This is a genomic window from Pseudomonas lini (assembly GCF_964063345.1).
Lineage (GTDB): Bacteria > Pseudomonadota > Gammaproteobacteria > Pseudomonadales > Pseudomonadaceae > Aquipseudomonas > Aquipseudomonas lini_B.
In genome coordinates this window covers 5913906-5935002 of sequence record NZ_OZ061318.1, presented here as the reverse complement: position 1 = coordinate 5935002, position 21097 = coordinate 5913906, and the positions used below count along the sequence as shown (strand labels likewise).

At 55.1% G+C, this 21097-nt stretch carries 18 protein-coding genes; 8 read left to right on the top strand and 10 right to left on the bottom strand.

What is annotated here, in order from left to right; all coding sequences use genetic code 11:
* Positions 1-95 precede the first annotated feature (95 nt).
* Positions 96-872 carry a glucose 1-dehydrogenase gene (locus tag AB3226_RS27105; RefSeq protein ID WP_048392950.1) on the top strand — a complete coding sequence of 259 codons (777 nt, stop codon included), beginning with the start codon at positions 96-98 and terminating at the stop codon, positions 870-872.
* A gap of 386 nt (positions 873-1258) precedes the next feature.
* Here AB3226_RS27105 and AB3226_RS27100 read toward each other — a convergent pair whose 3' ends face one another.
* Positions 1259-2314, bottom strand: a complete 1056-nt coding sequence (locus AB3226_RS27100) for a tartrate dehydrogenase (RefSeq protein WP_048393611.1) — start codon at positions 2312-2314, stop codon at positions 1259-1261.
* A gap of 645 nt (positions 2315-2959) precedes the next feature.
* Here AB3226_RS27100 and AB3226_RS27095 point away from each other — a divergent pair.
* Positions 2960-4153 (top strand): MFS transporter, encoded by a 1194-nt coding sequence (locus tag AB3226_RS27095; RefSeq protein WP_304575828.1) that lies wholly within the window; start codon positions 2960-2962, stop codon positions 4151-4153.
* A 38-nt stretch (positions 4154-4191) separates the two neighbouring features.
* Here AB3226_RS27095 and AB3226_RS27090 read toward each other — a convergent pair whose 3' ends face one another.
* A complete protein-coding gene (locus AB3226_RS27090) occupies positions 4192-5088 on the bottom strand; it encodes a LysR family transcriptional regulator (protein WP_304575827.1) in 897 nt (298 codons plus the stop codon).
* 130 nt (positions 5089-5218) lie between these two features.
* Between AB3226_RS27090 and AB3226_RS27085 the strand changes: the two genes are divergently transcribed.
* From AB3226_RS27085 to AB3226_RS27060, 6 genes are all read left to right on the top strand, one after another.
* Positions 5219-6304 (top strand): AbrB family transcriptional regulator, encoded by a 1086-nt coding sequence (locus tag AB3226_RS27085; RefSeq protein ID WP_095973883.1) that lies wholly within the window; start codon positions 5219-5221, stop codon positions 6302-6304.
* Positions 6305-7407: 1103 nt separating this feature from the next.
* Positions 7408-8697 carry a carbohydrate porin gene (locus tag AB3226_RS27080; protein ID WP_235868218.1) on the top strand — a complete coding sequence of 430 codons (1290 nt, stop codon included), beginning with the start codon at positions 7408-7410 and terminating at the stop codon, positions 8695-8697.
* 149 nt (positions 8698-8846) lie between these two features.
* Entirely contained in the window at positions 8847-9746 is a 900-nt protein-coding gene (gene ttdA, locus AB3226_RS27075) for a L(+)-tartrate dehydratase subunit alpha (protein ID WP_172898744.1), read from the top strand.
* Positions 9743-10351 (top strand): L(+)-tartrate dehydratase subunit beta, encoded by a 609-nt coding sequence (gene ttdB, locus AB3226_RS27070; RefSeq protein WP_048392943.1) that lies wholly within the window; start codon positions 9743-9745, stop codon positions 10349-10351. Before ttdA ends, ttdB begins: the two co-directional genes overlap by 4 nt.
* Positions 10352-10420: 69 nt before the next feature.
* On the top strand, positions 10421-11332 hold the full coding sequence (locus AB3226_RS27065) for a LysR family transcriptional regulator (protein ID WP_095058162.1): 912 nt from the start codon (positions 10421-10423) through the stop codon (positions 11330-11332).
* A gap of 116 nt (positions 11333-11448) precedes the next feature.
* On the top strand, positions 11449-12354 hold the full coding sequence (locus AB3226_RS27060; protein WP_095058161.1) for a LysR family transcriptional regulator: 906 nt from the start codon (positions 11449-11451) through the stop codon (positions 12352-12354).
* Positions 12355-12522: 168 nt separating this feature from the next.
* Here AB3226_RS27060 and AB3226_RS27055 read toward each other — a convergent pair whose 3' ends face one another.
* The 8 genes from AB3226_RS27055 to AB3226_RS27020 form a co-directional block, all read right to left on the bottom strand.
* Positions 12523-13551, bottom strand: a complete 1029-nt coding sequence (locus AB3226_RS27055) for an alpha/beta hydrolase (protein ID WP_304575826.1) — start codon at positions 13549-13551, stop codon at positions 12523-12525.
* Between the two features lie 498 nt (positions 13552-14049).
* The gene (locus AB3226_RS27050; protein ID WP_304575825.1) at positions 14050-14538 is read right to left on the bottom strand and encodes a cupin domain-containing protein; all 489 of its coding nucleotides are present in this window, start codon (positions 14536-14538) and stop codon (positions 14050-14052) included.
* 55 nt (positions 14539-14593) lie between these two features.
* On the bottom strand, positions 14594-14878 hold the full coding sequence (locus AB3226_RS27045) for a LysR family transcriptional regulator (protein ID WP_259194248.1): 285 nt from the start codon (positions 14876-14878) through the stop codon (positions 14594-14596).
* Positions 14868-15185, bottom strand: coding sequence for an antibiotic biosynthesis monooxygenase family protein (locus tag AB3226_RS27040; protein WP_060743005.1), 318 nt, complete (start codon positions 15183-15185; stop codon positions 14868-14870). The genes AB3226_RS27045 and AB3226_RS27040 overlap by 11 nt, the downstream gene beginning before the upstream one ends.
* A gap of 461 nt (positions 15186-15646) precedes the next feature.
* Positions 15647-16807: an MFS transporter gene (locus tag AB3226_RS27035; protein ID WP_315866000.1), complete on the bottom strand. Its 1161-nt coding sequence runs from the start codon at positions 16805-16807 to the stop codon at positions 15647-15649.
* 206 nt (positions 16808-17013) lie between these two features.
* Positions 17014-18486: an NAD-dependent succinate-semialdehyde dehydrogenase gene (locus AB3226_RS27030; protein WP_095058157.1), complete on the bottom strand. Its 1473-nt coding sequence runs from the start codon at positions 18484-18486 to the stop codon at positions 17014-17016.
* A gap of 88 nt (positions 18487-18574) precedes the next feature.
* Positions 18575-18754 (bottom strand): rubredoxin, encoded by a 180-nt coding sequence (locus AB3226_RS27025; RefSeq protein ID WP_343226763.1) that lies wholly within the window; start codon positions 18752-18754, stop codon positions 18575-18577.
* A 175-nt stretch (positions 18755-18929) separates the two neighbouring features.
* The gene (locus AB3226_RS27020; RefSeq protein WP_304575823.1) at positions 18930-21041 is read right to left on the bottom strand and encodes a 3-hydroxyacyl-CoA dehydrogenase NAD-binding domain-containing protein; all 2112 of its coding nucleotides are present in this window, start codon (positions 21039-21041) and stop codon (positions 18930-18932) included.
* Positions 21042-21097: the final 56 nt, after the last annotated feature.

The window sequence follows — 21097 nt, the reverse complement described above, 5'->3', positions numbered from 1 at the left end:
GAGACCGGAGCCCCGCCGCTGTAACAGAAGGCGAGGCACTGGCCCCAATCTCTGCTCGAACCCTTCAGTAAAAAACAAATCAAGAGGACAGCACCATGACCCTATCTACCGCAGGGACCTATACCGGCAAAGTTGCATTTGTTACCGGCGCCGGTAGCGGCATCGGCCGCGCCACGGCCATCGCATTCGCCAAAGCCGGTGCCAGCGTTACGGCTGTAGACATTTCAGAAAAAGGTCTACAAGAAACCGCCGCACTCATCGAAGCGTTTGGTGGTCGGGTCCTCACCATCCCCTGCGATGTGACGAGCAGCAAGGGTATCAAAGCGGCTCTGGATAAAACCGTGGCGACTTTTGGAGGGCTCGACTGCGCTTTCAATAACGCCGGCATCGAGCAACCCGTGAACAAGCTCAAAGACATCGACGAAGACCTCTGGGACCGCGTGCTCGCGGTCAACCTGAAGAGTGTCTATCTGTGCATGAAGCACCAGATCGATATCATGTTGACGAATGGAGGCGGTGCGATCGTTAACACCTCCTCTGGGGCCGGAGTATTGGCGATCCAAGGGCAATCGGCTTACTGCGCTTCAAAGTACGGCGTCACCGCCATCAGTAAATGCGCAGCTCTGGAACATGCCTCCCAAGGTATTCGAGTGAATGCCCTGTGCCCTGGAATTATCGATACCGATATGATCTCTCGCTTCACTGGTGATACCGAACAAGGCCGCGCTCGCGTGATTGCACAGGAACCGATTGGTCGTATGGGTCGCCCCGAGGAAATTGCCAATACCGTCCTGTGGCTCTGCTCCGAACAGGCAGGTTTCGTCACCGGCCATGCCATGGTCATTGACGGTGGTCAGACTGCGGGAATCTGAAGCCCACACATCGTCGCATTGAGATTTCGCTGCCGGGCCTTATGGTTCGGCAGCGACGCCATTCATGGCCCAGCGTCACGTTCGCCAGAACCCAAATGACGCCCGCCCCAAACCGCCCCTGGCCGCCGCCCCGTTTCGTCCGAAACCGAAACCGAAACCGAAACCGAAACCGCCGCATATATCTCTGAGCTTATCAACGCGTCCCAGCGGTTTTTGCCGATATAGAACTCGTCGATGCCACGGGCTGACTTCGCATTTGCGTTTTGTCTGAAGAGGGACGCGAGTGGAGACTTGAGCGAGGAGCATATAAATCAAACTGCGGATAAGCCAAGGGCGGATCGATGATCCGCCCTTGGCTTCCGGCTGCAGTTTTACCAGTAGTGAAATCAGCGATTGATCAGTTCAAGTACCGCGTCGGTGATCTGCCGAGTAGTGGCTTTACCACCGAGATCAGGTGTATGCAGGCCGCTTTCAGTCACCGCTTCGATGGCCGACATCAAGCGGTTTGCGGCGTCCACTTCACCCAGATGTTCGAGCATCATCGCTGCCGTCCAGAACGTTGCAATCGGGTTGGCCACGCCTTTGCCAGTGATGTCGAAGGCAGAGCCATGGATCGGCTCGAACATCGATGGAAACTTGCGTGAAGGATTAAGGTTAGCCGTCGGAGCGATGCCCAGGCTACCGGACAACGCCGCAGCCAGATCGGACAGGATGTCGGCGTGCAGATTGGTCGCCACGATGACGTCCAAGGTCGAAGGTTTGAGAACCATGCGAGTCGTCACCGCATCGACCAACTCTTTGTCGATTTTTACGTCCGGAAAATCCTTGGCCACTTCGTAAAAAATCTCGTCCCACAACACCATACCGTGGCGTTGGGCATTCGACTTGGTGACCATCGTCAGGTGCTTGCGTGGACGGCTCTGGGCCAACTGAAAAGCAAAGCGATGGATACGCTCAACACCGGCCCGCGTGAAGACAGACACTTCAGTCGCCACTTCTTCTGGCAGACCACGGTGGACACGACCGCCATTGCCGGAGTACTCGCCTTCGGAATTTTCCCGGACCACCACCCAATCAATTTGGTCGCCGTTGATCAGCGGGCTTTTTACCCCTGGCAACACACGGGCTGGACGCACATTGGCGTATTGGTCAAAGCCCTGGCAAATCGGCAGGCGCAGGCCCCAGAGAGAAATGTGGTCAGGCACATTAAGCGCACCGACAGCGCCAAAGAAGATGGCGTCGAATGTTTTCAGTTCCTCAAGGCCGTTCTCAGGGATGTAGTAACCGTTTTTCAGGTAATTGTCCGAATTCCAATCGAAGTGTTTGAACTGCAAATCGAAACCGGATTTTTTTGACAGTGCCTCGAGCACCTCGACGCCCGCTGCAATGACTTCAACACCAATGCCATCACCGGGAACTGCAGCAATTTTGTACGCGCTCATTTTCATCTCCGCTCTTGTTTTGGCTCTTGCAACCCGCCATACCGGACTGGCCAGGCGGGGTCGTGAGCCAATTATATGGAGCGCAAAAAGAAGCAGAGTCGACTCAAAATCACTACATACATAACCTTGAGTTACGAATCAGAATCTTAACTGGGTTCCGGTAGGTGCAAGTGATGCTCCCAATCCTGGAAGTGTCTTGAACAACCTCCCGAAATGCCCAACGCGATAATCACAGGAATAACTCAGTCGGCGCTCAGTCGTAGCATCCAGAGAAGGAAGCCTGGGTTAGCGTTCGCCTTCTCACACGAACGAACCGCAGTGTTTCCATCACAGAGACTGGGAACGTCTGCTTCAATCTGTAGAACCCCGACAGAGGGAAATCGAAGCCGAACTGATTGCTGAATATGCGTCCTTTACGCAGCTGAATTATTCGCCAGCATTCATAGGTGCTTTCGGATTTCAGATCATTACAGATCATCCTTAGCACCCTATCATTCCACCTCAAACAATTCGCGATGAGGCAGTGACCCATCGCCCGCCGGGTCAATCCCTGGCGTTCTCAATTTCCTTGCATTCATTCGTCCATTTGCGCAGTGCCCCAAACGTTTGGGGGCGTTGTGTATTGGCTATTTCATGGGAACAACGATGACTACCTCAACTTTTACTTCGGCCCAGGCCGATAGCCGGATCTGGAGCGCCGTGGGGTCTTTGACACTCTGCGTCGCTCTGTTGATCGCGGCAGAGTTCATGCCCGTGAGTCTGCTGACTCCAATCGCCAACGACCTTCATACTTCTCAAGGGATGGCTGGACAGGCGATTTCCATTTCCGGTTTCTTTGCGGTGGTGGCAAGCCTCTGCATCGCCTCTATCGCCGGACGCTTCGATAGACGTCATGTCCTGATTTCAATGACCGTGCTGATGCTTGTTTCGCTGGTAGTCATCGCTCTGGCGCCTGGCTTCACTTGGTTGATGATTGCCCGAGCCTTCTTGGGGGTCGCCATCGGCGGCTTCTGGGCTTTATCCACTGCCACTGTCCTGCGAATAGTCCCCGAGGATTCGGTGCCTAAAGCCTTAGGCATGATTTACATGGGGCATTCGGTGGCCGCTGCATTTGCCGCGCCGATTGGGGCTTACGTGGGAGGCCATTTGGGATGGCGCTTCGTGTTCGCTGCGCTGGTGCCGATTGTCATCATTAACGTGATCTGGCAATACAAAAGCTTGCCCAAGATGCAGCCAGAAAAAACCATTCCCCTTTCCAGGCTGTTCGGCGTACTGAAACGCAGAAATGTAATGTTCGGTCTGCTGGCCGCCATGCTGACTTTCGGTGGTACGTTTACCGCCTTCACCTACTTGCGCCCATTTCTGGAACAAGTCACTGGCGTTGACTCGACCCAACTGTCGGTTTTGCTCTTAAGCCTGGGTATCGCCGGTTTCGGAGGTACATACCTCGTCAGTCGGCTGCTGGAAAAACAGTTTCTCTTTCAACTGTTGCGCTGGTTGCCAGTGGCCCTGGCTGTCATGACGGTAGCTTTGGCCGAGCTCGGATACATCTTCGCTGCCGCCGCCATCATGATGTTTGGCTGGGGGATGCTGTACTCAGCCATCCCGGTATGCTGGTCGACCTGGCTGGCCAAAGAAGTGAGCGATGAGCCAGAAACCGGCGGTGGGTTGATGGTTGCAGCTATTCAGATGGCGATCATGATCGGCGGCGCGTTCGGCGGGAGCCTATTGGATCATGTGTCGGTGGCTGCCCCTCTAATCGGCGGCAGCGCACTGCTCATCCTGGCAGCACTGGTGGTTGGAAACGGTGAGCGGCTCACCCAGTCCTCGCCGGCTTGATAGGCCCGATCGATGCAAGCGGCTGCCAAGAGCATCCGCTAGCCCAATAAAATGGTTCCATCGTCTTTAAGGACGCTCAGCAACATTTGTGCGGCCGGCGATAAATAGGCGCCCGCGCGGACGAACACGACGATAGTACGTTTCATCGTGGTTTCCTTCAGTCTCACCTCACGAAGGTGCGTGACCCCCTTGACGTCTTCGAGGGTCTCCCTGGCTAGAAAGCTCAGCAGGTTGGTTTCGCCAATCAGGCGTGGTAACAAAGAGATTGAGGTGGTTTCGATCTGTACCTGAGGTAAAGGCAGATCCCTGGACTGGAACGCATTGTCTATCCAGCGCCGCGCCGGCACAGTGGAGGCCGGCAACACCCATTGGTACTGACACAAATCGCGTAACTCATAGCCGGCGCTGAATAATGGATGATGACGGCTGGCGACCACCACCGCCTCGTCGTCAAACAAGGCATGAAACTGCAATAGCGGATCCGCTTCGTATTGTGGGCAAATCACCATATCCAGCCTCCCGGAGAACAGTGATTCGCGCAGTAAATCGTCTTGGCCGATCACCAAGTTCAAGGTGATCTGCGGCGCACGCGAAAGCAGTGTCGCGGTCAGGTGTGGGAGCAGGTGATCAGCCATGGAGGCAGCGCAGCCCAAGCGAATGTTTCCCATCACACCGTTTGCAAAATCACGTATTTCTCGCTGGGTTTCGGCAACGCTCTGCTGCAGCTGTTTGCCACGCACTTTTAGCAACTCTCCCACTGGGGTGAGCTTAATCCGCCGCCCATCGCGCTCGAACAGCCGGGTCCCTAGAGACTCCTCAAGCCGCTGGATGCTTTTAGACAGCGCAGGCTGACTGCGGTTGAGCTTTTGCGCAGCCCGGCCCAGGTGCCCCAACTCGGCGATGATTTCAAAATAGGCAAGATCACGCAGATCCATATCCATCAACCAAAGTTATCAATCAATCGATATTAGAAAATAGACTTTATCAAACCAGGTATCAATAATTATCAGCACATCGATAGCGATGCCACGCCCCCGCGGCGACCAGCGTTTTGGAGTACGACTCTTGTCTTCTTCTGCCAGATTTTCCCTGCATATCTACCCCGCGCCGCTTCAATGGTTGGCGCTTGCACTGTTGGCTGGAGCGGGCGGTCAGTTGCTGAGGTTTCTAGAGGTGCCCGCAGGCCAATTCCTGGGGCCTATGCTGGTTGCCATCATGTTCGGCGTATGCGGTGCGAGCATTCGACTGCACCGCTACGCCTTCAAGCTTGGCCAGGGCTGCATCGGCATTCTTGTCGCTCATTCGATGACACTCGCCGTACTCGTTTCGATAGCACAGTCCTGGCCAATGATGCTGTTTGCGACCGTGGTGACGGTCAGCCTTAGCGCGCTGGTGGGGCTTGCGTTGGTGTGGATGGGCATCCCGGCCAGTACCGCAGCTTGGGGTACATCGCCAGGCGCAGCTTCTGCCATAGTCTTGATGGCTGACGAATACGGTGCCGATTCCCGAGTAGTCGCCACTATGCAATATGTGCGCGTGGTGTGCGTGGTAATGATCGGTGCGTTGGTGAGCAACTTGCTGGAAGCACCGGTCGGAGGAAGCGAGGTGCATGCTGCAGACGTCGCGTTGCAAAGCTTCGGCCTGCTGCATCTGGGCCTCACAATCGTCACTCTACTAATCGGTGTGGCGTTGGGAAATCGATTGCCGGCCGGTGCGCTGCTGATGCCGCTAATGTTGGGCGGAGCGTTACAGATCAGTGGCCTGTTGCATATCACCCTGCCCAGTTGGTTACTCGCTATCGCCTACGGCGCTATTGGTTGCTACGTTGGCTTGCGCTTTGATCGAATGACCGTCAAATACGTCTGGCGGCGATTGCCGGCAATGATACTGGGAGCGCTCCTGATGATCGCTTTGTGCGCATTGTCCGCATGGCTGTTGGCAGCAGTGTTGAACAAGGACTTCCTCTCGATTTACCTGGCCACGAGCCCAGGAGGGCTCGATACGATGGCAATCATCGCGGTGGACACGCACTCCGATGTAGGACTGGTATTGGCCATGCAGACCCTACGACTGTTTGCGGTCATCCTGACGGGAGCTTTTGTGGCGCGACTGATTATTCGCTTGGGCAGTTACCGTCGGATAACGTTATAGGCTTGAGCCTCACCGCAACGATCTCCAGCGCAGAAGCCAGCGTCCGCGGCTCTGCTCCTCCCCTTCCCTTCTCCAAGAGGCGGCAGCGTATGGCTGCCGCACATCTAGCACTCTTGCGCATCATTGAAAAATCCGTTTCGGCCAGGTGTCAGCCACTGCATGCCAGGCTGCGCTCTGCGCTGACAACGCATCTCCAACGAATGAGCGCCTTGGGTTAGACGCGCCACGACGAGCTCACTGTGGTCCAGCCCATGAATTCATACTTCAATTTCATCAAATAAATCCCACAATAAGATTTTTTCAAAAAAATAAATGCACAAGCATTAGCTTTTAGGCATCAGCCAGATATTTTACATATTATAAAATATATAACTAATTCAATAATTTAAGAGATTTATTTGTCTATATGGTCAGTAAAAACATCAGACTCTTCGCTAAAAACGGAAACCAGACAAAAAACAGCCTGTTGACTAAAAATCCCACCATGTGCATATTTGCCACAACGACGCAAGCGAATGGCAGGTGACAGCCTGATGTCGAGCAAAGCAAGCATTGCTGCTTGGGCGCATGCCCAATGCTGACTGATCAATTCCGTTCTTGACCGACCATCAAGGGCCCATGAGCGCGAATCCAGCAGAACTCGGCTGTAGGACGCCGACCTGAGAATTTTCGATAACGCTAGCCAGCACAGCGTGAAAGTTCATAGGTATTTATAACGAAGTCACGAATGAATCTTCTCCATAACAATCAGAATCGGAGAGTCGCTCCATGGCCAAGGTAAATATGAGCACACGTTCTCTTGCCCCCTATGAGCTGTTGCGCCTAGCCCCATCAAAGCCACTTCTAAAATCTTCTGCCTGTCTTCCCAAGCCCGCTTAGCTAAGCGTTTCGCCCCCCAAATATCCAATTAATAACCCTAGAGGTCGCTATCGCCGAAAAACACTAGACGCGTCGTACCACTCAATGCCATTGCACAACACCCTTAGGCCGATACTCAGTATTCGGTCGACAGCGGGGTGCGCTCAATTATCTGACCAACAAAAACAAAAGCAGAGATCAAGATGATTACCCACTCGAACCGCATTACCCGGAACAAGATATCAATGGCACTGCTGCTGCTTTGCGGAGCGACCAGCAGTCAGGCGCAAGAAGCCTTCAATCCCGAGTCCCCCTGGATGTTGGGAGACTGGGGCGGCCTACGCTCAGAATTACTGGAAAAGGGTTATACCTTTAACGTGCTCTACACGGGCGACGCCGCGACGAATCTGGCCGGTGGCTACGACTCGCACACCACGGCGCGGTATACCGACCAACTTGCACTGATGAGCAATTTTGACCTTGAGAAAATACTCGGTTGGGAAGGCGCTGATTTTCAATTCACGATATCGGATCGTAACGGGCGCAATCTCACCAATGATGTCATCACCGATCCTCGGGTAGGCGGCATCAGTCAGGTTCAAGAGGTATACGGACGCGGCCAGACCTGGCGCCTCACGCAACTCTGGTATCGTCAGAAATTCTTTGACGGCGGGCTGGATATCAAACTGGGCCGCATGAACTTTGGCGAGGACTTCGGCAGCTTTCCCTGCAAGTTCCAGAACTTGGCGTTCTGCGGCGCGCAGCCGGGTAACTGGGCCGGCGATATCATTTACAACTGGCCAATCACTCAATGGGCGGGCCGGGTCAAGGTTGCATTGAGCGATAACACTTATGCGCAAATTGGTGCATACGAGCAAAACCCGTCCTATCTGGAAATAGGCAACGGTTTCAAACTCAACAGTAGCGGCAACGAAGGAGCCCTGATACCCATCGAGCTGGTCCATACCACGTCGCTGGGGGCCGGGCGGCTGCCAGGGGAATACCGCGTGGGGGCCTATTACAGCAGCCGTAACGCAAACGACGTCAACACTGAAGAAAATGGCGCGCCCAAATCCCGCGATAGCAAACACGGCGCATGGATTGCTGCGCAACAGCAAGTCTGGAAAGACCCAGACTTCGCCGCTCGCGGGGTGTCGGTGTTTGCCTATGCCACAGTGCATGACAAAGCCGCCAGTATGATTGATCGCTCTGTGCAAGCAGGCGTCTTCTATACCGCGCCGTTCAAATCCCGTCCAAATGACGAGATCGGCGTCGCCATCTCCAATATCCATGTAAATGAACGTTACAAGGATAACCAGCAACAAATGAACGACCTGGCGGGCGTCAGCGACTATGACGATCCTCGCTACACGCCGACGCAAGGTTCGGAAACCAACATGGAAATCTACTACGGGTTCGGCGTCACCAAATGGCTGACCGTGCGCCCCAACATCCAGTTTGTTGGTAACCCCGGCGGTGTCAGTGAAGTCAAGGACGCGTGGGTCGCAGGTTTGAAGTTTGAGACCAGCTTGTAATCCAAATCTGAACCCAGATGAAAGAGTTAAACCAGCACAACGCGCTGGTTTAACTCTCGATTAGGCAGCCGACGATAATTAGAAATTCTTCAACAGGCCCACCAGCCATACAAACCAATAAGCCTAGTGATGCGATGAGGAAAATAGAAGTGGATAAAGAAGCAGCCGTTGAATCGTTGACTGACGTCATGGCCAAGTTTACTGCCTATATTGGTAAGCGCTTGCCGACCGACGTAAAAAAGAAGACCGCCCAACTGCGCGCAGCGGAAACCAATCCGCTGGCCATCGCCGTCTACGACTCCATGGCGGAAAACCAGGACTATGCTGACAAGCTCGACAGACCGAGCTGCCAGGACACCGGCGTGATTCAGTACTTCATCGCAGCAGGTGCTAAGTTCCCGCTATTGGGGGAACTTGAAAACATTCTGGAAAATGCAACTCTGGAAGCAACCATCAAAGGCCCGCTACGTCATAACGCCGTAGAGACCTTCGTCGAAAAGAACACAGGGACCAACACGGGCTCCAAAATTCCGTGGCTTGACTGGGAGATTATCCCGGACGCCGATTACGCAATGATCGATGTTTACATGGCTGGCGGCGGTTGCACACTACCGGGCTCCGCTAAGGTTTTGATGCCTGGTCAAGGCTACGAGGGCGTAACGGAATTTGTTTTCGACGTCATTACCTCCCGCGGCGTGAACGCTTGTCCGCCGTTGCTGGTGGGCGTCGGCGTGTCCACCTCCGTAGAGACAGCCGCCCGTTTATCCAAGCGGGCCATCCTGCGACCAGTCGACTCCAGCCATCCCAACGAAAATGCAGCCTTGATGGAACGGCTTCTTGAGGAAGGCCTCAATGAGGTCGGCATCGGCCCACAGGGCCTGACCGGCAACAGCAGTGTGATGGGTGTGAACATCGAGTCTTCAGCGCGCCATCCATCGACCATCGGCGTTGCCGTCTCCACCGGTTGCTGGGCACATCGCCGCGGCAAAATCCGCATCAATGCCGACCTGTCCTACGACATCCTCTCCCATGAAGGAGTAGTCCTGTGATTAAAGTCCTCAACACACCTATCAAGGACGAAGATCTCGCAGAGCTCAATGTCGGCGACGTGGTTTACCTGACTGGGCAATTGGTCACCTGCCGCGACGTGGCTCACCGACGCCTCATCGAGCTCAAACGTGAACTACCGGTAGATTTGCGCGGCGGGGCAATCTTCCATGCGGGCCCCATTGTGCGTAAAAAAGATGATGGCAGCTTTGAGATGGTGTCCATTGGCCCAACTACCAGCATGCGAATGGAGAAATTCGAAAAGCAGTTCATCGAGGAAACCGGCGTCAAGATGATTATTGGCAAAGGTGGCATGGGGCCCGAAACCACCGCAGGCTGCCTGGAGAACAAGGCCGTACATGCCGTATTCCCTGGCGGTTGTGCGGTCCTTGCGGCCACCAAGGTGGAGGAGATCGAACGCGCTGAATGGCAGGATCTTGGAATGCCGGAAACCCTTTGGGTTAACCGGGTCCGGGAGTTCGGTCCGCTGATCATCTCCATCGACACCAAAGGCAATAACCTTTTCGAACAAAACAAAGCGCGATTTAACGAACGCAAAGGTGCAATCATCGATAAAATCAACGCTCAGGTTCGCTTCATCAAGTGACCTGGTAGATCGGCCGCGACCTGGCAACGTGGCGGCCGTTCTTTATCAGAAAACACTTTGGAATCAAGCATGAACAATGCTCAAGACTTGGCTTTTTTTCACTTGCTAGCCAAACAAGGCAGCCTTGTCGCAACCGCCAGAGAGCTTGGCGTTACCCCTCCCGCAATTAGTAAAAGACTTTCCGCGCTGGAGAAAAGGTTAGGGGTGAGGCTGGTTAATCGAACTACCCGCTCGATGAGCCTTACCGCAGAAGGTGAACTGTATTACACCCACATCGCCCGCATCCTGACCCAGATCGACGAGGTAGAACAGCTCGTCAGCAGCCGTCGCGCTACGCCCAAGGGCCTGATACGGGTGAATGCATCGCTCGGTTTCGGCCGTCGCCACATCGGACCCGCCTTGGCCGCCTTCTACGCCCTGTACCCGGAAGTGGAGATTCAGCTAGAGATCAGCGACCATCCTTTGGACCTAGCTACCCACGGCTTCGATTTGGGCATTCGCTTCGGTACGTTGCCAGACGCTGCCTTCCACGCGCGTAAAATCGCCTCCAACCGCCGCCTGCTTTGCGCCTCCCCTATCTATCTCGAAAAGTACGGAACGCCGCAAAAACTGACGGACCTGCAACACCACAACTGCATCTTTATTCGTCAGAATGAATCGCCCTACGGCGTATGGAAATTCGCTAACGGCGAACGCACGGAAAATATAAAGGTACACGGCGCCCTGTGCTGCAATGACGGCGAGGTTGCCTTGAACTGGGCCCTGGAAGGTTATGGGTTATTGCTCAGAGCGGAATGGGATATAGCTCGTTATGTGCGTAGCGGACGACTGCGCCTCGTACTGGAAAACCATATGCCCACCCACGCGGACGTCTATGCAGTCTATCCACAGCAACTGCAACTCTCGGCACGAGTCCGGCACCTGATCGACTTCTTGATTGAACGCTTCAAACAGATCGACCACATCGACGATCGGGAATAGCCCTGCCGCCTCGCCACGACCATCTCAGCGCATAGCAAGGCCTGCGCGCTGTAAGCTCTGCGAACAATGCACCAGAATGTTATTGTTCATGCGCACTCACGAAGATCATTCAAGCCATGCAAGACGACATCCTTAAGCAATCCTTTGGTGGATTGATGGCCTTTATTGCCGTCGCCCGCGAAAAGAGTTTTACTCGAGCAGCGGCGCATCTTGGCCTGTCTCAATCGGCGGTCAGCCATGCCGTCAGCTCACTGGAGCGAAATCTGGGCACGCGCTTGCTTGCGCGCAACTCCCGCTCAGTCTCGCCAACGGAAGCCGGTGAAAGGCTACTGGCAACGGTCGGCCCCCGTTTCGAAGAGATAGACGCTGAATTACTGGCATTGTCAGAACTGGGCGAGAGCCCAACCGGGACCGTACGCATCACCGCATCGGATCACGCCATCCGATCGATCATCTCGCCAAAGCTAAAGAAATTCCTACCGAAATACCCTGGGATAAAAGTCGAGCTGTTCGCAGACAATGGACTCATCGACATCGCTGCGGATCGTTTCGATGCCGGCGTTCGATTGGGTGAAGCGGTGGCCCAAGACATGATCGCCGTACGCATCGGTCCCGACATGCGATTTACCGCAGTAGCGACCAGGCGCTACTTCGCCAGTCGACCAAAACCAGAGACACCCGAAGACCTGATGCAGCACAATTGCATCAATCTGCGTCTTCCCACCCATGGTGGATTGTGGCCTTGGGAGTTCGGGGAGGATGGTCGACAGCTTAACATTCGGGTTGACGGTCAGCTGATTTACAACAGCATTTATGATTGCCTTGACGCAGCCATTGCCGGTTTGGGTATCGCCTATGTACCTGAAGACATCGCCGAGCCCTACGTCAAGGCCGGCCACCTGATTCCGGTACTGAAGGACTGGTGCCCCCTGTGGACAGGACTTCATCTCTATTACCCAAGCCGTAGGCAACCCTCAGGGGCTATGACCTTATTGATCGCCGCCTTGCGACACGAGTCATGACGGATAAAAAAAGGCCCTGCACAGCGTGCAGGGCCTGAAAGAGCCATGAAGACTCAAGGGATGAACGTTCCACCAAGGGCAAGTCAAGCGATGCGCACTACGACCTACGTTCAGACTTGAAGCCACAACATCCTGTACAAACCGGGCAGTTGCGGCTTCAAAGATGGGTTACTTCAGGTTGGTCCGGAAGAAAGAAGTCAGCTTGTCGAACGGAATGAGATTCACCCGATCATACAAGTCCACGTGGCCTGCGCCTGGCACGATGACCAATTCCTTAGGCTCACCCGCCAGCTTGAAAGCCTCTTGGCTGAATTCCAGCGAGTGTGCTTCAGAACCTGCGATGAACAGCATAGGACGAGGCGAAATCGACGCAATATCGTTGAACGGATAGAAGTTCATGAACTTCACGTTGCTGGTCAGCGTTGGATGCGTCGTCACGTCAGGCGACGACCCGGCTGGGGTGAACTCACCGCGTGGGGTGCGATAGAAATCGTAGAACTCACGCTGGATCGGATGGGTGTTAGCGTCCAGTTTGTGTACCGTCCCGCTGGTGTACTTGGTCTCACCACCAGTGAACTCTGCATAACGCTGTTCAGCCGCCTCTGCGATGATCTGCTTGCGCTGTTCAAGGGTCTGCGAATGCTTGAGGGCATCGCGATTGGCCGCTCCCATGTCATACATGCTGACGGTTGCAATCGCCCTCATCCGTGGGTCGATTTTTGCTGCACTGATGACGAAGCTGCCGCTGCCACAGATGCCCAGTACACCGATACGGTTACGATCAATGAACGATTGGGTGCCCAGATAATCGACCGCCGCGCTGAACGCCTCGGAGTAAATATCCGGCGCCACGGCATTACGGGGTTGCCCCTCGCTTTCGCCCCAGAATGATTGGTCTATCGCAAGGGTTACAAAGCCTTGTTCAGCGAGCTTCTGGGCGTAAAGGTTTGAGCTTTGCTCTTTGACCGCACCCATCGGGTGGCCAATGATAATCGCAGGGCTTTTGTTGGCCTTATTCAAATTCTTCGGCACATACAGATTCCCAACGACTTTCATGCGGTACTGATTATTGAAGGATACCTTCTGCTCAGTCACCTTATCACTCTTGAAAAAGTTGTTCGCGCCGTTGGACATATCGGCTGCCATTGCAGTAAACGAACTCGCCAGCAGGGCCAGCGTTAAAAATAATTTCTTCATGGTGTTGTTCCTAATTAAGAACCGATGTGTGGACATCCAGAACGACCGCGGCCTGACCCAGGCTCGATGAACGCCAGTAGAGTCCAATCCAGTTGGCCAGCTACGCTGAACGAGGCATTCGGCTTTTATGCCGGGCACTTCCCTTCATGGCATTACGTCTAAGCCCACAAAGGATCAATTCGTCGACGTCAATGTATTCGAGGCGCTGCCCGAAAAACACCACATCCAATTGAATGGAACCATGCATAAAAGTAATTAATAGAGATCGAATCGCCTGAGACCGAGGACTGGTGCACTGACGATTTTATTAGCGGCAGCTCAGGGACCGCCCACGGAGTCCGGGAGGCTCATCGACCTGCCCTTCAATCAATAACAAAAAAGATACCGGCGACCCACTGCGCCAAGCATCAATGTAACAGAATAATGCAAACCTAGTTGTCGACTTTTCCATCCCAGTTTCAAACTAGACCGCGTGGAACCGCAGATGCCTGGAGGGCTTCATTGCAAGTGCCCGTACTGCTCATCAGTAACCGGTTCCAGCCACTCGACATTTTTCCCGTCCTGTACCTCTTGAATTGCCAAATGCGTCAAGCCGGTGGAGTTCGTGGCCCCATGCCAATGCTTTACACCCGGAGGTGTCCAAATCACATCGCCAGGCCTGATGACGATTTTCTCCCCCCCTTCTTGCTGGATCCATCCAACGCCGGCCGTGACAATCAGATTCTGGCCCGCAGGATGAGTGTGCCAAGCTGATCGGGCCCCTGGTTGAAAGGTTACAGCACCTGCCGTAACCCTTGATGGCGGTCGCGCTGCAAATAATGGATCAACCCTGACGGTGCCGACGAAATTGCTGGAGGAGCCCAGGACAGAAGGTTGCTCCCCGTTTCTGGCAATTTGCATCGTGTTCTCAGGCTCATCGGCAGCGTGCAACGAACTTGAAATCATTAAGGTTGCGCTAAGCACTGACACGGCAAACGTTATTCTCATCGATAAGCTCCTGCTTGAAATGGGTACTCAAAAAAAGAAGGGACGGTACTGCCGATCATCCTCCAGAGGGGCGTATAACGTCCTGGATCCTCATCAATGCCGGCGCCAACCCCCGCACGATTTCGTTGGCCTTGGCCGTGGGCACCAGCTCCTTCGAACGTCGGATAAACAAGGGGTCTTTAAAGTGGACGCGCAGTTTCGCCAGCGTATTGCTCACCGCTGGCTGCTTTACGTTCAGTCGTTCGGCTGCCCGCGTCACGCCTCGCTCGCGATAGACCACCAAGAGAATGAACAAGGCATTGAGATCGATCGCCGTAAATAGCGCTTCATCAAGCTTCATCGTGCGGTCCCCTTCCGATTTGGGGCGTGAAACTGGCAAACGTCAGGTTGGAACATGACGTTACCAAATGATTGACCAACGCCGTCATCGACTCACTCTCAAAGTGCTCAGTCATCATCGATGCCGCGCTCCAGTAGCCACTGAAGACCCACAAACCAGGATCGCGGGAGCTGCGAATCACGCTATAGCCCAGGCATCCGTGTACTTTTTCAAAAGTCTCCGCGTACGCCTTTAAACGCTGTTCAAAGTGTTGGTCAACCTCTTCGATCACTCGAATCTCCAAGGTATTAACTGCGGCGATATTCATATCCGGCCCTGCTTTGCTTGGGTAATAAAATTAAATTACGACTGCGTGCAATGCCTGTGGTGCGCGCGTTCAAGTCTCGCATCCAACGAAAGCATTTCTGCTGCAGCAGCGAGACAAACCTAGCCCCGGCATCGACCGCTGGCTATACGGCACCTTGTTGATACGCTCATGAACTTTTCTCAACAGTGCTCGTGCTTGAACTGCGCCACCACGAGTCCCGTTGAACGACGGTAGCTAAGCCATGAGCGGCACGTCCTGCAAAGACAGATGTCGCCGAATCAAGAAGGCACCTATGAAAACAACGAGTTAAGAGCTATCGCGATAAACAGAATGGCATCACTTGAACATCGTCGGGTCGCGATCCGGTGAATGCCGACTGAGCATTTGGCAGCCATGAAACGCGGTCGAGAGGAATGCATCTACGCCGCGCGCTCTTCCAGGGAGATATATCCCGCAATAATTTACTGCCGTGGAAAGGCGTGACACCTCCCTCCCATAACCACCACGAGGGAAGCGCTAACGATGAGCAGCGCAAACCCCGAGAGACTTACTATCCCGAAGTAGCTTAGGAGCAAACCACCTACGGCACCTCCGCCAAAAATCCCCAAGTTGTAGATGGTCGTCAATATCGCCGTTGCCAGCTCCGCATTATCTTCTGCCACCCGCCCCGTCGCTGATTGGAAAACAGTAGGCATGCCGCCGAACGAAGCCCCCCACACAAATATCGCAGCCGAAGCGATCATTTGATACGGAGCCGCTATCAGAACAACCATCGTCACAGCTGTGCACGTCAACGCGGTGGTCGCTATAAGCCGCAGCCTCGTATCGACGAAACGTCCGGCGATCAGTACGCCCAGGATGGCGCCCGTACCGAACAGAAACAGGCCCTGAGCGGTCCCGCCTGACAGCCTGGTTTTTTCCGCGAGCGGCGCCATATAGGTGTACAGCGTGTAATGAGCCAGGATCGCGCAAAAAGCCGACAGCAAGATCACTCTCAACCCCGGGGTGCGAATGACGTCATGAATCGAAGTGCCGTCCTTGCGCTCCTCTCCCGGCATGGGCGGCACGACCAGCAAAACCCAAACGATGACAAGCAGCGCGAGCAGCGAAAGCAATCCATAGCTGAAACGCCATCCAAGCAATGAGCCCAGCATGCTACCCAGGGGCAAACCGGCGACCATGGCCACGGTACTCCCCGCCAGGGTAATCGCGACAGCCCGTCCCATGTCTTTGCGATCGACCAAGCGGATGGCATAACCACAGATGACCGGCCAGACAACTCCTGCGGCCAGGCCAGCCACCACCCGTGACGCGACCGTCAGCGCATAAGACGTCGAGATGGCGGTAATACCGTTAGCCACTGCAAAGCTCAGCACGAGCATGATGTACAACGATTTGCGAGGCAGACTTCGAGTGAGCGCCACAATGGGGATTGCGGCTGCAGCGGAGGCCAATGCATAGATGGAAACCAATAAACCGATACCAGCGGGGGGCTGTTCAAGGCTCTCCGACATCGCAGGCAGAACCGCTGCCGGCATCGTCTCGGTCAGAATGGTGAGAAACGCTGTAGTGGACAGGGCAAGTAGCCCGATCATAGGCAGGCGACCACTATGGGCACTCATGGCCAGACTCCTTAGTCGGATGCGTTCTTGCGAAGGCGCATTGATGCCTTGCGTATCAAAAAAACTCCGACGTTAGCAGGAAGCTGCTTCAGGAAATGCCTGCCTCAGTGAATGCTCCTATGAATCCAAGTGGTCACTGGATTGGCCTTGATCATCAAATAAAGCCAAAGCCCCCAACGCCCGTCACGGAAACTGGGGGCACTGAGTCAGACGCGAGCAGTTTTCTGTAGCACGGTCTTGCTGACCATGTAGGAGTCCAGGCTCCACGGCCCCCCCTCTCTTCCAATACCACTGTCCTTCACACCGCCAAACGGCGTGTCAGGATCCGGCGCACCGAAATGGTTAATCGACAGGACTCCAACATCCAGCTCACGACTCAATCGTTCAGCCTGTTCCAGTGAATTGGTGAACGCAAAAGCAGCCAAACCCACGGATAGACTGTTGGAAATCTCGATGGCCTCCTCAAGGGTCGAGAAACGAACCGCGACAGCGACCGGACCAAAAGGCTCATCGGTCATGATGGCGCAATCCAGTGGAGTGTCGACCAGCAGAGTCGGCGCAAAATAATAACCACGCTCACCTACACGATGCCCACCCACGGCAACCTTGCCGCCACGCGCCAATGCGTCATCGACAAAATGCTGCATCGCGGCGAGGCGCCGGACACTGGTGACCGGCCCCATGTCAGACTTCGTATCCATGCCGTTGGCCACACGTACCTGATCGGCGGTTGCCACAAACGCAGCGACGAACTCGTCGTAGATGCTCTCGTGTACCAGGAAACGACCTGGCGCAGCACACCACTGAGCGTTGATCCGAATTTTGCTCTTGAGTGCCATCTTGCCGATTTCCGCGGCATTGACCCCTTCGCAAACGATGACCGGGGCATGGCCGCCGAGCTCCATCAGCACCGGCTTCATGGCCGCACCCGCCAGCTGGCTCAAATGCTTGCCGACTGCCACCGACCCCGTCAGGGTCACCATGCGGGTCACTGGCGACTCGATCAGGGTCGAGGACACTAGCGCCGGGTTGCCAAACACCAGATTCAATACGCCCTTGGGCAAACCGGCTCGCTCGAAGCACTGAACCATGGCTACTGCCGCGCCAGGGGTTTCTTCTGGGGCTTTCAAAATGATGGAGCACCCGGCGCACAGTGCACCGCTGATCTTTCGCGACGGCGCGCTCAGCGGCACATTCCATGGCGTGAACGCCGCAACTGGACCGATTGGCTGACGAAGAATCGATTTCTGCATTTGGGCTTCGCCCGGAACGATGGTCCCGTAGGCTCGCAGGGCCTGTGCCATGTCCCAATCGAAGAAGCTCGCCGAACGCTCCACCTCCGCACGCGCATCTGCAATTAATTTGCCGTTCTCTCGGGTGATGATCTGCGCGATTTCTTCGGAACGTGCACGCACGCCTGCGATGGCACGACTGATGATGATATTACGCTCAGCCGCTGGTGTGTCCCGCCAGATTCTGAACCCCCGCTCAGCGGCGGCCAACACGCGTTCCAGGTCAGCGGTCGTGGCCCCAGGAACGCTGGTGAGCGATGCTTCGGTGCTGGGGTCCAACACTTCAAAGCAAGAGGGGCGGTCGAAAATCCATTCACCGTCGATGAAGAGGCCGACGCGCGGATGATCAGCATCGGCGATGACATTATTATTGGTTTCAATGGACATCTGAATTCCCTCTACATTTGGCGCCAAGGGGCTCGGTTGATATCGCCCTCAATCACCAAAAAAAACACTGCGCCGGAAAGGCTATTAATCAAATCTCGACCATCTCGAAGTCCAGCTTCGTCGCCGAACACTCAGGGCAAATCCAATCCTGGGGAACATCTTCCCACCGAGTTCCGGCAGGTATGCCCTCTTCCGGAATACCTTCGGCTTCGTCATACATGAAGCCGCATAAAATGCATTGCCAAATTTTGAATTCGCCCTCGGACAAGGCTTGTGTGGACGTGTCACTGCTCATGATTTTTCTTCCGTTTCGTTTCTACTTGTTGGCCCCTTTGCCGACCATGGGAAGCGTTTCGTAACCCTTGGGGGACAGCAACCAGGGCGTTGCTTTCATTAAAAGAACAACCGTTACCGGCCGCACACGGCCATCGTTGCCGTGCTTTTCATATGACTGATTTCAGCTCTCTCAGGGACAGCCCTTCATTGGCCGCTTTCGACAGCAGCGGACTAGGAGTCCAACGCCTGCCGTATTGCTCATGCCATTGCTGCACTTGCAGATGGATTTCCTTGGCCCCGATCGTGTCAGCCCAGTACAGCAGCCCTCCTCGATGGCGAGGAAATCCAAAGCCGTACAACCACATGACATCAATGTCACTGGCTCGATATGCCTTGCCTTCATCCAGGATCTTGCAGGCCTCGTTGATCGAGGCGAATAACAGACGTTTGAGGATTTCACTGTCGGTAAAGGTACGCTGAGGCGTGCCAAGCTCATGGGCGACGGTCGCGATGATCCGCATCACTTCTTCATCGTGACGAGGTGTGCGGCCACCTTCTTCATAGCGATACCATCCGACCCCATTTTTCTGGCCCTTGCGGCCCAGCTCGACCATCCGATCCGGGACATGGAGCTTCCTGTATTGAGGGTCAGCTGCCGCGCGACGCTTGCGCGTGTCATAGCTGACATCCAGACCGGACAGATCGCTCACAGCGAACGGCCCCATCGGATAGCCAAATTCAACCATGACCCTGTCGATCTGCTCAGGGCGTGCTCCCTCCTCAAGCAGTAGCATCATTTCCGTGACCAGCGGCGCGCGACTGCGATTTGCCGCGAAGCCATCGCACGTCCCGGAGACCGCACAGACTTTTTTAAGATCGCGGCCCATCTTCATGGCCCGCACAACTGTCTCGATCGAGGTTTGATCACCCTTCACGATTTCGCACAGTTTCATCGCGTTCGCGGGAGCGAAGAAATGAGCGCCGGCGACGTACTGCGGTCGGCCTGTCATGTTGGCCATGACGTTGATATCAATCGCGGAAGAGTTCGTCAGCAACAGCGCGCCAGGCTTCATCACGGCATCGAGTTTGGTGAATACGTCCTTCTTCAAATCTATCCGTTCAAACACCGCTTCAACCACGACATCGCAGTCGCCGATTTCTTCGTAGTGGGAGACAGGCTGGACAAACTGAAGGCACGCATCCATCTCTTCCACGGTCATGCGTCCGCGCTTGACCTTTACGGCGTAGATGTCACGTATGCGCTGCAGGCCCCTGTCCAGTGCTTCGGCACTCGCTTCCAGGAGCTTCACCACAATGCCTGCGTCAGCGAAGCAAATGGCAATACCCGCGCCCATTGTTCCCGCGCCGATCACCGCAGCGGACGTCACACCAGCAGGCTTGAAACCCGGGGGCGCATCCGGAACCTTGGCAGCCTCACGCTCAGCAAAAAATGCATAGCGAAGTGCCTTGGCAACATCAGACCCCTCCAGCTCAGAAAACAAGCGGCTCTCAACCTCTAGAGCCTCATCAAACGACAGGCTGAAAGCTGCTTCGATACAGTCGATCGCGTACTGTGGCGCTTTGTTGTGAGGAGACTTTTTGGCTGCTTCGCGGCGTGCCGCTTGCAGCACATCCATGGTTGTCGCATCCATCGGTTCGAGCACCAAATCGCGTACGCGCTGCGGTTGAGCCTGCGCCACGGCCTTTGCATAGCTTACGGCGGCATCACGAAGCTCTTGGCTTTGTGTTCCTGGAACAATCTGGGAGATAAGCCCGATCTTCAATGCTTCGACGGCATGGACATGGCGGCTTGAGACGAGCAAATCGGTGGCTACGGCAGCCCCGACCAGCCTCGGCAAGCGCTGCGTACCGCCGCCTCCCGGTATCAACCCGAGAGCGACCTCGGGCAATCCGAGCTTGGCTGCGGGCAATGCAATCCGGTAATGGCAAGCGAGGGCGTGCTCGAGACCGCCTCCCAGCGCATATCCATGAATAGCCGCGACAGTCGGCTTGGCGCCGGCGTCAAGTGCCGCGGCGCTCATGCGGGTAGTGATTGTTCTCGCCTTGCCAAACTGTCGAATATCAGCACCCGCGATGAAATTCTGACCGCCCCCCATCAACACGATCGCCGCGACAGCCGGGTCGGCGTTCGCATGGGCAACGGCGTCAATGATGCTCCCTCTCATCTCGGGAGTCAGGGCGTTGACGGGCGGATTGTTGACTGTGATTACGGCCACAACGCCTTCGACTTCGTAACTGACCATCAGGCTTTCGCTCATCTCATCTTCCTGTCAAAAAAAAATAAGGCCTGCCCCTACCCCGCGACCGCTCGCAT